Here is a 13792-nt window from a genome sequence, read left to right as displayed (position 1 = left end):
AAGCTGGCGAGTAAAAATTTAAAAACGAAATGCTGTCAGAAGTATCAAAAGAATAACCGTTGTAAAAGGTGTCCTTGTTTTGACTTAATTAAAAGAGCTTCCTAATAAATTTATATCCTGTTGAAAAGCAGCACTTATATTTGGAGTTTTATTTTTCTTATTTTTCTTTCTTAAAGGGATTACTATACTAGCCCCAATAGCACCTCCTAAAACTGAATAACCAAAATCCTTATCACTTTTTACACCTCCAAACCATTTTGGATCAACCGCTTCTTTTATGTAACCCAAGGCTGAAGCTGTAGCAAATCCTATAAGCCAGGCTTTCAATTTATTGTCTGTTTTTTTGAAAACAAAATAGGAAACCGCCCCACCAATAACCGCTCCTGCAATTATATGCTCCGGGTGTCCGTCATCCGAAACTATAGGTTGAGAAGAACCTTTTGAAGTAAAGGAAAGAAATAACAGAAGCAATAAAATCTTTTTCATTCATTAAAAATAGCGAAAATTACTTAAACGCATTCAACCCAGTAATATCTAAACCAGTAATAAGTAAATGAATATCATGAGTTCCTTCATAGGTTATCACACTTTCCAAATTCATCATATGACGCATAATACTATATTCTCCGGTAATACCCATACCCCCTAACATTTGTCTTGCTTCTCGGGTTATTTTTAGAGCCATATCAACGTTATTTCGTTTTGCCATAGAAATTTGAGCAGAAGTAGCTTTACCTTCATTACGTAAAACACCCAATCGCCAAGCTAATAACTGAGCTTTGGTGATTTCAGTAATCATTTCAGCTAATTTCTTCTGCTGTAATTGAAATTGACCTATAGGTTTTCCGAATTGCACGCGTTCTTTACTATATCGTAGTGCTGTATCATAACAATCCATTGCTGCACCAATAGCGCCCCAAGCAATCCCATAACGTGCAGAATCTAAACATCCTAGAGGAGCTCCTAAACCAGACTTATTTGGCAATAAATTCTCTTTAGGGACTTTAACATTATCAAAAATAAGCTCACCAGTTGCAGAGGCTCTTAGCGACCACTTATTATGAGTTTCAGGAGTTGAAAAACCTTCCATACCTCGTTCTACAACGAGTCCATGTACTCTACCTTCTTCATTTTTTGCCCATACAACCGCTATTTGAGCGAAAGGTGCATTAGAAATCCACATTTTTGCTCCATTAAGTAAGTAATGATCACCCATATCCTTAAAATTAGTAATCATTCCTCCAGGGTTAGAACCATGATCAGGCTCAGTAAGACCAAAACATCCCATCCATTCACCAGATGCTAATTTTGGTAAATATTTTTTTCGTTGTTCTTCAGTGCCATATTTCCAAATAGGGTACATAACCAAAGAAGATTGCACAGATGCTGTACTTCTTACACCAGAGTCACCTCGTTCAATTTCTTGCATAATCAATCCATAGGAAATTTGGTCTAAACCAGCGCCTCCATATTTTTCAGGGATGTATGGACCAAAAGCACCAATTTCTGCTAATCCGTTAATAATTTGATCTGGAAATTCAGCTTTTTGAGCATAATCTTCAATAATAGGAGATACGTCTCGTTTTACCCATTCACGTGCTGCATCACGTACCAATAAATGTTCTTCATTGAGCAATTCATCTAGCTGATAATAGTCAGGAGCTTGAAATAAATCTTGAGACATTTTAAGTTTAATTTTTGTTCTTCAAAAGTACTAATATTCGCTCTACTACATCGTTTTCTAAGCAATATTTTATTAGTTACATTTGTTGCAATGCGATTCACATTTACCAAGCAAGAACGACTAAAGAGTAAAAAGATCATTGAACAATTGTTTAAGGATGGAGTATCTGTATCTAACTTTCCTTTGAAATTAGTTTTTATAAAGATTGATCATCAAGGTAATTTTCCTATACAAATGGGAGTATCTGTTCCAAAAAGAAAAATAAAAAAGGCAGTTCAAAGAAATCACATAAAACGATTGATTCGGGAAGCATACAGGTACCAAAAAAATCATGTATACGAAACTCTTCATGAAAAATATGCAATTATGATCATTTACACAGACGAAAAACAACATAAATACGTTTTTATAAAGGATAAAATGATAAGTTTACTTGAAAAATTCGTCAAAAAAGTAACAGAAGAAGAAAATACCCTTAAAATTTAAATCAGACCCTATGAGATATTTGAAGAAAGTTGGTGTAGCTGTATTACTCGTTTCAATCACATTTATATCAGTTTCATATAAATCTAATTTCTTTGAGATAGCTAAGCAAATTGAAATATTTACTACGTTATTCAAAGAATTGAATATGTATTATATAGACGAAACTAATCCTGCAGAACTAACTGATGCTGCCATTGAGCACATGTTGGAAGATTTAGACCCATATACAAGATTTTATGACGAGCAAGGAGTAGAGAATGCAAAGATCAATGCAACCGGCCAATATGGAGGTATTGGTGCAATATCTGGATTTATTAATGATAAACTAGTAATTATTGAGCCTCATGAAGGAGCACCTGCAGATGAAGCTGGTTTGAAAGCCGGAGATGAAATTTTAAGTGTAAATAATGTATTAGTAAAAAATTATGATAAGAATGCAGTGTCAACATTATTACAAGGTATTCCAGGCTCAAAAGTGAATTTAAAGATTAAGCGTTTGGATAAAACTTTAGATGTTGAGCTTGAACGTGAAAAAATAGAAGTAAACCCTGTTCCTTACTATAGTATGATTGATGATGAAGTAGGTTATATATCGTTTATTAAGTTTAATCAAAAAGCATCTTCTGAAGTAAAAAATGCATTTGAAGACTTAAAGGCTCAAGGCATGAAAAAGCTAATTCTTGATGTACGAGGAAACCCTGGAGGATTGGTAAATGAAGCTATTGAAATAGTCAACTTTTTTATACCCCGAGATGAAACAGTTGTAACAACAAAAGCAAAAGTGAAAAAGTGGAGTGACGTTTATAAAACAAAAAAGGAGCCTATAGATTTAAATATTCCAATTGCAGTATTGATTGATAGAAAATCGGCGTCAGCTTCTGAGATATTAGCGGGTTCTTTGCAAGATTTTGATAGGGCAGTCATCATTGGTGAGCGTTCTTTTGGAAAAGGGCTGGTGCAGCGTTACAGAAAATTAACCTATGGTACTCAATTAAAATTGACAATTTCTAAGTATTATACGCCCAGCGGCAGAAGTATTCAGGAATTGGATTATACAAACAGAGATGAAAATGGAAATGTGCCAAAGTTTTCAGAAAATAAGAGAAACGCTTTTAAAACCAGAAATGGTAGAACCGTATATGATGGAGGCGGAATTCAACCAGATATAGAATTTGAAAAACCCAAAGAAACTGAGGCAACAAAAGCATTATTAAATTCAAGTGCCATTTTTAATTTCGCAACACTATACTATCATTCAAATCCTGCGGTCAATGAGGCTAAGACTTTTTCCATTTCTAATACAGACTATGATAAGTTTGTTAAGTATTTAAAAGAAGAAGACACATCTTTCAAAACAAAAACAGAGTTAAGTTTTGAGAATGCACTAAATCAAGCAGAAAAAGAAAAGTATAGTAATTCCATTAAAAATGTTTATAAAGACCTACAAGCTAAACTAAGGTCTGAACGAATCAATGACTTAAATATAAACAAAGAAGAAATTAAGGAAGAGTTAGCTTCAGAAATTGTAAAAAGATATTACTACAAAAAAGGAGAATATATTAATAAGGTTCACAACGATCACTACATTACACAAGCATTAGATTTATTAAAGAACAGTAAGAAATATACTAATATTTTAAAGTAAACGCTTAATTTGATCAAAAGAATAATCTTTGTTGAGAATTGATATCTTTGTTCAAATTTTTTTATGAGTTCTATCAAACCTACCAGATCACAGGAATCTTCAAGGGCTATTGAACGCCTTTACATTACTATGCGCCACCTTTTTAATCGTGGGTTTTATAAACCTGGTGGTGTATCAGGTAAAACCCTACGGGAATCACTCTTATCACTTCGCCCTGAAATTTATGGTTCTATAGCAGAGGAGAAGGCAGAATTGGATGGTTTAGTTTATGTTATTGAAAGGCTGCCTGAAGGCATAGAAGAGTGTCAGTTTATTAATCTTACGGCTGATGAAGGATATCAGGATTCTCATTTTAAACCTATTATTCCTGCTAAAAGAAGACGTAATTGTTACAGAATAGACAAAGATCAGATGAATATTGAAATTACAAGAGGAAGATCTGAAATTTATGACATTCTTACGCATCTTACGTTTTTATATATTGAATCAAATAAGATAAAAAGCAAAGTGCTAGATGATGAAGATGAAAGCACTATTAGAGAATGGGGGCGATTAAAAGAAGTGGTTCTTAACAACAAAAAGGTCTCTCAAGAAGAACATGAAGTTTTATTGACGCATGTAGCCACAATTCTAGGAAGAACCTTTGATGAAGTTCAAGCCGTAGATACTATTTTTTCTACTGATAAAAATCCAAATAGGTTTTTTGAGATTGTTTTTTGGTTGGGGCATTTATCATTAAATGAGACTTTAGAAGGAAAAAAGAGAACTATAACTTTTAGTTCTACACTTCGAGAAAGTATAGGACATCACATTTATGGTGAGATATGGGCAAATAATATTAAAAGAGTCCTAGAACAAAAAGGCTTAATCAACAGGCCAATTCATATCATTAGTGCCAATATGCACAGTGTAATGAACTCAATTTATGCACCGGTATTGATTCCAGAAAAAGTCAAACCAAATGAAGAAATAGCCTTGTTTGAATTGTTGAGTAAAAGTTCAAGTAGTGACCTTCAGAAAAAAGTGAAAGAAGGTGCTGCAGAAATGGGATTGATTTATATTAAGGATGCTTCGGGAACCAATATTAACGTACAAGTTATTGATACAAATAAAATAGATTTTTCAAAAACAAACTATACCCAAGAAAACACCAAAGGATTAAAAGAAATGCCTATCATTATTGTAATGGATTATGCTTTTGGCGAACAGGCTTTTGAAACAATGGATGAACTACTTAAACCTTTTACGTGCAAAAATCAAAACTTGCATCATATGAATGTTCAATCTGTGTCTATAATGGGAAAAGCAGGTATATTAGAAGGGGGTAAGAGCGACATAATGATACCTTCTGCACATATTTTTGAAGGTACAGCGGATAATTATCCGTTTGAGAATGAACTGAAAAAAGAAGATTTGGAAGCCAATGGAGTTGGTGTGTATGAAGGCACTATGGTAACTGTATTAGGTACTTCTTTACAGAATAAAGATATTTTGCAATTTTTTAAAGATTCTACGTGGAATTCTATTGGCTTGGAAATGGAAGGCGCACATTATCAAAAGGCAATTCAATCGGCCTCAAAAATACGTGGAAATATTTCTAAAAATGTTAAGGTTAGATATGCGTATTATGCCTCTGATAACCCATTAGAAACTGGCAGCACGTTAGCTTCAGGAGGTTTAGGAACTTCAGGAGTTAGACCTACCTATTTAATTACGCAAAAAATATTAGAACAAATATTTTAATACAATATGTCTACACAAAATACTAATGAAGAAGTAGATTTAGGGGCACTTTTTAAAGTTATTGGAAAAGGTTTTCAGAATTTTTTCAAAGTTATAGGTCAGTTCTTTAAAGGCATCTATCATTACTTTATACTGTTTTTATTATTCTTGCGTAATAATGCGTTGAAATTGGGAATAGCTACCTTATTGGGTGCCGGAATAGGTGTTTATTTGGACCTAGTTACCCCCAAAGTATATAGCTCAACTATGATAGTACAACCAAACTTTAACAGTACTCAACAACTATATAATTCGGTTGATTATTTAGATGAATTAGTGAGACAGAAAGATAGCTCTAGGCTTTCAGAAGTATTAGCTATAACAATAAAAGAAGCTTCTCAGCTTAAAAGATTTTATATAGAGCCTGTAAAAAACGAAAATGAAAAGTATGAAGTATTTAATGAATTTCTTCAGAGAGCCGATACAGCTGTAGCTAACAATATTTCTTTTAATGATTTCAAGAGGGGATTTACAGATTTAGACTATAAGTATCACGAGATTGAGGTAAAATCTGAAAATAGTACCGTATTTGAAAAGCTGGGCGCTCCAATTATTAATGCAGTTGAGAACAACCCGTATTATGAACAGCAAAAAAGAATAAATGACCAAAACCTGTTACAGAATGAGCAGGTATTGGCAAAATCTTTAAAAGAAATAGATACATTAAGAAAAATCTATAACGAAGTATTAATCACTGAGGCTAAAAAGCAGGAAACAGGAACAAGTATAACCTTAGCACAGGGAGTAAAGAAGACAGAAGAGGTAGAATTGTTTAATGAGAGTTTGAAGCTGAATGAAGAATTGCTTGCCAATAATAGAGAAAGGGCGAATAGCACCGAGATTTTGAATGTGGTTTCATCATTTAATAACGTAGGAACAAAAGAACGAGAGTTTCATAAAAAATATACTTTTAGGTTATCTTTGGGATTATTCAGTTTGGTAGTGCTTTCTATTCTGGGCTCTAGATTAAATAGATATTTACTGAATTACAAGTAAAGACTTTTTTAGAGGATTTACAGTAATCAAGAATTAGCATTTTTTTTAATTTGCTCATAACTCTTTCAGTAAACTGAAACACCATTTCAACAACGGTTTAAAAAGTTTATAACAACTTTTGTCCTACTTAGCTTAACTATGACAATATTATTAACGGACATAATGTGCATTTATGGTAGCGCTATTGCTCCTGATTTAAAGAATGTATTATTATTTTATCTAAGATATTATGCAGTAAAAAAGTAGCGATATGACTAATCTTTTTGTTGGAATTTCAAGAAATCAAATAGCTTCCTATGAAATACTTCTTAAAAACGAAATAAATGAGGCACATCAGAATGTCTTAATTACTAGCACTGCTTTACCCATTGATAGTCAACTTTGGGATACTGTTGTTAGTGTTGATGAATCATTCGATAATAGATCTTCAGGTATTATTTCTTCTTTAAAAAGTATAATTCATAAAATTATTACCTACAAAAAATTAATATACCTTCTTCAACCTTATAAAAACAAAAATAATATAACTCTTTTTTTTACCTATGTTGAGGATATTCTTACAAATTATCTTTTACTATCGTTCAATAGGAATATTGCTGGAATAGTTGTGGAAGATGGAACGTTAAATTACCACCCACATACCATCCAATCTATATCTAAAAAGAAAATTTATATTAAATGGTTTCTAAGTAATTTGCTAGGTATAAGGTTTAAACTTTATAAAGGACATTCGAGTGGTATTGAATATGAACATGTTTTGAAGCAGTATGTAAGAGTGCCAGAATTATCACTTTTCCCTGAGAAATCAGCTCTTTTAGCATATTATTGTAAAAGGCCAACGTTGAAAGATACTGTACTAATTATTGGTCAGGAGCCCTATATTAACATGTTTGGTGAGAAACTTTACAATGAAAGATTAAAGGAATTAGTTACTATTGTAAAAAATGACCCGAACTTTAATCGTATCTCTAAAGTTTATTATAAACCCCATAGACATGGCAAACGAATAGATTATACAATGTTGGGCCAATTATTTGAGAAAAGGGATGTTGAGGTTTTAAGCGAACACAAATCTCTTGAAAATGTATACTTTGATCGATTAGAGTCGAAATTCATTTATGCTTTTGATTCAAGTGCAATACTAAATATATATTTAGAAATTGATGATGCTTTAAAGAAAAAAGTAGATTTTAATGTCCTGTTGAAATACAATGTGTCACTACAGCCAATTTTTGAAAAATTTGAATTTAAGATTTATCGTTGACATTAATTGTAAACATATTAATAGCCTTAATTGCAATACTATTATTATTTTATTTACTTGAAAAAGATATAGGATTATTAGTTATATCCTTTATGATTCTAGCTCAATATATCTGGATGTTTTTATCCTTAATAGAAATTGAATCAGGAGTTTATATAAATGAACAGGCAAGAGAAGGATATTTTGTGTACAGTAGTCTTATTTTGTTCTTATTTTACGTATCCACCATTTTATCGTTAATATTCTTTAAAAAGATTTTTAACGAAGCCTTTAAAAACCTTAAGGTAACTAAGTTTAGGTTTTTAAAACTTAAAGAAGAGAAAATCACGAGTTTTATGCTTTTCGTGATTATGTCCATGGCACTTATAAATATTCTTTCTTCACCAATACCTTTTTTTTCAGATTCAGTCACGAAGTTTAATTTTTGGGAACACGCTCGTTTCCCATTTTTAAAACCAATAGTAGGCAATGTTATGGTTTTTGTGATCTTTGGCTCAACTTTACTATTTAGATATAATAAAAAAATATCTATTGTACTTTCTACTCTATACATAATATACTTAGTATTGGTTGGGCAAAAATTTTCCGGGTTCATAATAGCTCTTTACGGAATAATCATCGTACTATACTTTTCTTCAGAAAGGAGAATTCGTTTTAAACTGAAGTGGATTTTTAATCGATATTCCATTGTTATTTCGCTAGCATTGTTTTTATTGGTTTGGTACACGTATTCTCTTAGAAACCCGTTTGAACATATTGGGTTAACACCCTTAGAATCTGTTTTTTACAGAGCATTTGGACTTCAAGCACATTTGTTTTGGGGGGTTGTCGAACAATATGTTTACCTTGGAAAACCTAACTCATGGGACTTAACCGAATTATGGAAGGGGATGCACATATTAATGCTAGAATTTTGGCCGTCGTCTTATGAAGATTATATTTCTGTAACCACTAGGGGAGTAAGCTGGACGAATGCGTATCCGTCTATTCTTATTAGAATCTTTCCTTTAGGCATTGCACTACTAGTTAATTTTATTTTAATATCTATTGTGTCCCTTTTTCAAATAATATTAATTAAGTTAATAAAAGGAAATTCTATACTTTTAAGCATCGTTTTTTTTCAACTTCTGGTATGGGTTAATTTTAGCTTTACAATGGCCTATTTTAGTCGACTTAAAATACCGTTATTACTTTTAACCCTCTTCCTTTTATTTAGATATTTGATTTACTTGTCGACCAAAAAAATCAGAGAATAAATGAACTTTAACTTTTTCCGTAAAAACATCCATTATATCTATTGTGGTTTAATGTTCTTTCTACCATTATGGCTTTTGATAGACAATATACTTCTAATAGTTCTTTTGATTGCCACGATTTTTTTAAATAGTAACAAACTATCTATTAAAGGATTAATTCATTCTTCACTCATACTTTTCTTTTTTTATATCTTGACTATAGGTTTTTTTTCAGGTCTATTTTCTATAGAATTCAATAATTATATAAAGATGCTTCCGCTTCTATTAATTCCTATAGCGGTATCATCGCTAAACAAAGAAGAAATCATAAAGGGTCTTTATTTTCTTTGTTTTGGGATAATTGTTATGCAAATAATTGCTGTTTATGGGATTGTAGACTACTATTATTTTTCAGAAGGAAAAAAAATAGCACTTAGAAACTATGCTAAGGTGAATGAAATATTAAGATTTGAACGACCATATGTAGGTTATTTTTCTACACTCAATTTTATTATAAGTTATTTCATTTTTAAACAAAAAAGAAACTACTTCGCACTATTATCGTCTGTGTTAGCATTCGTACTGGTGATATTAATTTCAGCCAGACTAGCGTTTCTTATTATTATAGCTTCAGGAATAGCTATTATTCTTTATGAATTAAAAACAAATTATCAAAGAATACTTGTTTTCATAACCATGCTAATTATGGGATTCATAATGATACGACAAAATGATACCCCTATTCAGCACAGATTTTATTCAATGAAATATGATGCTAGAATTATTATTTGGAAAGGAGCTAAGAATATTTTTAACGATAACTCAAAATTCATTTTTGGTTTGGGCGGACAACAAACCATAAGAGAAGCACTTTTGAATTATTATAAAGAAGATGTTATTTTTGAACATTTACCTGACAAAACGAGATTCGTAACGAAAAATTATAATACACACAATCAGTTTATTAATGAATTACTTAGAGGAGGAATTCTCGGAGTTACTTTTTATCTTTTACCATTTATTTTAATTGTTTTTAAAGGTTTTAAAAGAAGAGATTTATTACCAATATTGTTGCTATTTTCTGTATTGTCATTCTCATTTGTGGAAAACATATTAGACAGACAGGTAGGTGTATATTTAGCAGCTTTACTAATTATCATTTCTAACAAGCTAATCAATGAATAAATTTATAATTGGTTTTGTAATTATTATCTTATTCTCATGTAAAAATGAAAGTGAAAACAGAGAAAATTTTCAAAAGGAACTATTAGACTCTTTATATACTATCAACAGCACCTATAGTATAGATGATATACGCCGATATGGCGTGTTTCCAGATAGAAATATTGGAGAGCACCCTAAACTACATAAAGATAAAATTGAAGTGCTTTTAGATATTGCTGAAAAAGGAATAAGATTAAAATTCCCTTCTGGTCTTTATAGACGAGCCCTTACAATTGAGGGTAGAAAGAACCTAACATTGAATTTCAATCAAGCAATATTTAATGGAGCGATTAGTATAAAAAATTCCGAAGATATTAATCTAGAAGGACATTTATCTACCTTAGTCAAAGTGTATGTAAGAGAGTCCAGTAATATTGAAATAGACAAAATGACCTTAGAATCTGACACATTACTTAGTGGTAATAAAAAAAGAAACATGGGGTGCTCTATTCATGCGGGAAGCAAGAACGTTACAATAAACAAATTAATAGTAAATGACCTTATTTCAGGAGAGACTGAAAATTATATTAAAGCAGCTCTTGCAATTCATGGTCACAATAATGAACCATCAGGTGTTAAAATAGACTCTGTAATGATTAATTCCTCAGATAGACATGGTGTTTATTTAACTGGCGAAAAGATCAATATCAACTATATATATATCGCAAATTTTGGTATTGGATCTACAGATGGAATGAAACCTATGGAAGGGGGAATTGAAGGTGAACAAAAAGAACTTTCAGGCTTATGGATAAAGAATGCTCATAATTCAAGAATTGGTAAAGTAATAATAGATGTTAATGACTCCAAAGCTCATTATGTTTACAATTTTGATATAGGTGAATCGTTTAGACCGTTTACTATAGATACATTAATTAAAAGAGGGACAAACAAGAATCTTAGAAAAAAGCTTAAACAAAGAACCGGAGTTAAGGTTAATGTAAGCTTAGATGATTAGAAAAAGATAGTTTTATCATTTCTAAAAATCCGATTTCTTAGCAAACAAGATATGTTAAAAATTGCTCATATTGCTAACCCAGTTGCAGGTGTAGGAGTATATCTGCATCTTCTATTTAAATATACAAACGATCAAGAGTTTGAGCACATAGTTTTATGTAACTCATCTATAGACCTATCTGATTTTAAAATTAAAAACGTTTTCACCGTCCCTCTTACCAGAAATATAAATGTTCTCAATGATATAAAATGTTTAAAAGCGATAATAAAAAGTCTTAAATCTATAAAACCCGATATAATTCATTGTCATAGTGCAAAAGCAGGAGTTTTAGGTAGAATAGCAGGTTATTATTTAAAAATACCCACATTCTATACGCCTCATGCTTATTCATACTTTAGTGCTGAATCAAAAATAAAAAGTTTCATTTTCAAAAAAATTGAACGATATTTTCGCTTTTTTCCTTCAAAAACTATTGCGTGTTCTGAATCTGAGTATAATAGAACGATTGATCAGCTCAAATTTAGAAAGGATAAAGCTTTATTATGGAATAATTCAATAGAAGATAAATTTGACCTAAATGATATAGCAACTGAAGTTGTATTGCCTGATAAATTTATCTGCTCAATAGGTAGACCTTCATATCAAAAGAATACTAAATTGCTTGTAGATGCAATCTATTTAGCAAAAAAGAAGTTAAAAAATATTAAGCTGGTGATCTTAGGAGTAGGTTATCATTCACCTGATTTAGAAAAAATAAAACGTTTAATAAAAGAAAAAGAACTAGAAAATAACATTACTCTTATTTCGTGGTTAAAAAGAAATGAGGTTCTTTGTATTGTGAAAAGAAGTACATTTTATATTTCAACATCAAGATATGAAGGGTTACCGTATTCAGTTATTGAAGCTTTGGCACAATCTAAACCCTGTATTGTTTCTAATGTAGATGGTAATAAGGACTTGGTAAAAAGTAAATTTAATGGATTTGTTGTTCAAGAAAATGCGAAGTTGATAGCTCAAAAAATAATTGAACTTCTCAATGATGGTAAAATGATTGAAGAAATGTCTCAAAAGTCCAGACAAATGTTCTTGAAAAAGTTTAACATTAAAACGAATATTTTAGAGCTAGAAAATATTTATAAGTCAGAAATTGAAAAATCAATGAATTGATAAAAAGATATTCACATTTAATAACCCCAATGCTTCTTTTAATTGACCTATTAATAATCAATGCGGTGGTTGTTATTGTGAATGATAAAGAATTTTTGAACGCAAAATTTTTAATATTTATTAATGTGTTTTGGGTTATAATTTCTTTTTTTTCAAATTTTTATAAGGTTTACAGGTTTACTAAGATTTATAGACTTTTTACGTTACTCTTCATTCAGTTCTTTTTATTCATTTTGGTTTATTTTTCCTTTTTTGGAATTTTTCGAGAAGGAGATATTGTCCACAATCAATTTAAAGTTCTTGCGTCCATGCTTATTGGAGTAGGTGTTTTCAAGTTTTTATCATTCTATGCCTTAAAGCTATACAGAAGAGGAGGCAAAAACTATAGAAATGTTGTAATTATAGGTCAAGATTACACTTCAGAAAGTGTAGCTGAAATATTTGCAAAAGAAAATACTCTTGGGTATAAATACCACGGCTTCTTTTCAGATAAGCCTAAAAAAACCGCCAGTTATTTAGGAAAACTTAATGATGCTTATAATTACATTATAAACAATAGTATAGATGAAATTTATTGTACGGTTTCTGTATTAAAAAAAGAACAGGTGAAAGACTTAACGAAGTTTGCGAACACACACTCAAGAGTCATTAAGTTAATACCCAATTCTAATGAGTTGTATAGTAAGAATATGAAGGCAGAATACTATAGCAATACATTAGTTTTAAATGTCAACAGGCTGCCATTGGACATAGCGGAAAACCGAGTAATGAAGAGGATATTAGATATTTTACTTTCAATTTTGATCATTGTATTTTTACTCTCCTGGTTAACTCCTCTGTTGGCATTGCTCATCAAATTAGAATCTAGAGGACCAGCTTTATTTAAGCAAGATAGAGAAGGTTTAGGAGGATATCATTTTACCTGTTATAAGTTCAGATCAATGAGGGTAAACAAGTTTTCCGATAAAATGCATGCTAAAAAAAATGACGAAAGAGTAACCAAAATAGGAGGTTTCCTTAGAAGAACAAGTATTGATGAACTACCTCAATTTTTCAATGTACTAAAAGGCGATATGAGTGTGGTGGGACCAAGACCTCATATCAGTAGTTTTTCTGAAGAGTATCAAAAAGAAATAGATAATTATATGGAACGCCATGCTGTGAGGCCCGGTATCACAGGTCTGGCTCAGGTAAGTGGTTATCGGGGGGAGGTAACAAAAAAATCAGATATTAAAAATAGAGTACGATTAGATATCTTTTACATTGAGAATTGGTCACTTTTATTAGATATTAGAATTATAGTACAAACCGTTTTCAATGTTTTTAAAGGAGAAGAAAAAGCGTATTGATT

The 13792-nt window shown here is 31.1% G+C and carries 12 protein-coding genes; 10 read left to right on the top strand and 2 right to left on the bottom strand.

All coding sequences use genetic code 11. The features are described from left to right. Positions 1 to 84 precede the first annotated feature (84 nt). Positions 85 to 486, bottom strand: coding sequence for a hypothetical protein (locus tag AC1EU5_RS00935; RefSeq protein WP_480190464.1), 402 nt, complete (start codon positions 484 to 486; stop codon positions 85 to 87). 19 nt (positions 487 to 505) lie between these two features. Beyond that, the gene (locus AC1EU5_RS00930; protein ID WP_480190463.1) at positions 506 to 1684 is read right to left on the bottom strand and encodes an acyl-CoA dehydrogenase family protein; all 1179 of its coding nucleotides are present in this window, start codon (positions 1682 to 1684) and stop codon (positions 506 to 508) included. Positions 1685 to 1774: 90 nt separating this feature from the next. Between AC1EU5_RS00930 and rnpA the strand changes: the two genes are divergently transcribed. The 10 genes from rnpA to AC1EU5_RS00880 all read left to right on the top strand — a co-directional run bounded on the left by rnpA (position 1775) and on the right by AC1EU5_RS00880 (position 13790). Beyond that, complete coding sequence (gene rnpA / locus AC1EU5_RS00925; RefSeq protein WP_480190462.1) at positions 1775 to 2170, top strand: ribonuclease P protein component; 396 nt, start codon at positions 1775 to 1777, stop codon at positions 2168 to 2170. A gap of 10 nt (positions 2171 to 2180) precedes the next feature. Next, positions 2181 to 3815 (top strand): S41 family peptidase, encoded by a 1635-nt coding sequence (locus AC1EU5_RS00920; protein WP_480190461.1) that lies wholly within the window; start codon positions 2181 to 2183, stop codon positions 3813 to 3815. 63 nt (positions 3816 to 3878) lie between these two features. Further along, positions 3879 to 5558, top strand: a complete 1680-nt coding sequence (locus AC1EU5_RS00915; RefSeq protein WP_480190460.1) for a DUF6909 family protein — start codon at positions 3879 to 3881, stop codon at positions 5556 to 5558. 6 nt (positions 5559 to 5564) lie between these two features. Next, positions 5565 to 6593, top strand: coding sequence for a hypothetical protein (locus AC1EU5_RS00910; RefSeq protein ID WP_480190459.1), 1029 nt, complete (start codon positions 5565 to 5567; stop codon positions 6591 to 6593). A 250-nt stretch (positions 6594 to 6843) separates the two neighbouring features. After that, positions 6844 to 7857, top strand: a complete 1014-nt coding sequence (locus tag AC1EU5_RS00905) for a hypothetical protein (protein WP_480190458.1) — start codon at positions 6844 to 6846, stop codon at positions 7855 to 7857. Beyond that, positions 7854 to 9113, top strand: a complete 1260-nt coding sequence (locus AC1EU5_RS00900; RefSeq protein ID WP_480190457.1) for a DUF6418 domain-containing protein — start codon at positions 7854 to 7856, stop codon at positions 9111 to 9113. Before AC1EU5_RS00905 ends, AC1EU5_RS00900 begins: the two co-directional genes overlap by 4 nt. A 345-nt stretch (positions 9114 to 9458) precedes the next feature. Beyond that, the gene (locus AC1EU5_RS00895; protein WP_480190456.1) at positions 9459 to 10277 is read left to right on the top strand and encodes an O-antigen ligase family protein; all 819 of its coding nucleotides are present in this window, start codon (positions 9459 to 9461) and stop codon (positions 10275 to 10277) included. After that, positions 10270 to 11274 carry a hypothetical protein gene (locus AC1EU5_RS00890; RefSeq protein WP_480190455.1) on the top strand — a complete coding sequence of 335 codons (1005 nt, stop codon included), beginning with the start codon at positions 10270 to 10272 and terminating at the stop codon, positions 11272 to 11274. The genes AC1EU5_RS00895 and AC1EU5_RS00890 overlap by 8 nt, the downstream gene beginning before the upstream one ends. Before the next feature lie 51 nt (positions 11275 to 11325). Then, positions 11326 to 12441, top strand: a complete 1116-nt coding sequence (locus AC1EU5_RS00885) for a glycosyltransferase (RefSeq protein ID WP_480190454.1) — start codon at positions 11326 to 11328, stop codon at positions 12439 to 12441. A gap of 29 nt (positions 12442 to 12470) precedes the next feature. Next, on the top strand, positions 12471 to 13790 hold the full coding sequence (locus AC1EU5_RS00880) for an undecaprenyl-phosphate glucose phosphotransferase (protein ID WP_480190453.1): 1320 nt from the start codon (positions 12471 to 12473) through the stop codon (positions 13788 to 13790). Positions 13791 to 13792 lie beyond the last annotated feature (2 nt).

Source organism: Maritimimonas sp. 2405UD52-3 (assembly GCF_056591715.1).
Note: the sequence above shows the minus strand (reverse complement) of the source record. Positions and strands in the feature narration are given on the sequence as shown.

Bases quoted from the DNA above. Each gene is read 5' to 3' on its own strand.
- AC1EU5_RS00935 (WP_480190464.1), bottom strand. From the start codon at position 486: ATGAAAAAGATTTTATTGCTTCTGTTATTTCTTTCCTTTACTTCAAAA.
- AC1EU5_RS00930 (WP_480190463.1), bottom strand. From the start codon at position 1,684: ATGTCTCAAGATTTATTTCAAGCTCCTGACTATTATCAGCTAGATGAA.
- rnpA (WP_480190462.1), top strand. From the start codon at position 1,775: ATGCGATTCACATTTACCAAGCAAGAACGACTAAAGAGTAAAAAGATC.
- AC1EU5_RS00920 (WP_480190461.1), top strand. From the start codon at position 2,181: ATGAGATATTTGAAGAAAGTTGGTGTAGCTGTATTACTCGTTTCAATC.
- AC1EU5_RS00915 (WP_480190460.1), top strand. From the start codon at position 3,879: ATGAGTTCTATCAAACCTACCAGATCACAGGAATCTTCAAGGGCTATT.
- AC1EU5_RS00910 (WP_480190459.1), top strand. From the start codon at position 5,565: ATGTCTACACAAAATACTAATGAAGAAGTAGATTTAGGGGCACTTTTT.
- AC1EU5_RS00905 (WP_480190458.1), top strand. From the start codon at position 6,844: ATGACTAATCTTTTTGTTGGAATTTCAAGAAATCAAATAGCTTCCTAT.
- AC1EU5_RS00895 (WP_480190456.1), top strand. From the start codon at position 9,459: ATGCAAATAATTGCTGTTTATGGGATTGTAGACTACTATTATTTTTCA.
- AC1EU5_RS00890 (WP_480190455.1), top strand. From the start codon at position 10,270: ATGAATAAATTTATAATTGGTTTTGTAATTATTATCTTATTCTCATGT.
- AC1EU5_RS00885 (WP_480190454.1), top strand. From the start codon at position 11,326: ATGTTAAAAATTGCTCATATTGCTAACCCAGTTGCAGGTGTAGGAGTA.
- AC1EU5_RS00880 (WP_480190453.1), top strand. From the start codon at position 12,471: ATGCTTCTTTTAATTGACCTATTAATAATCAATGCGGTGGTTGTTATT.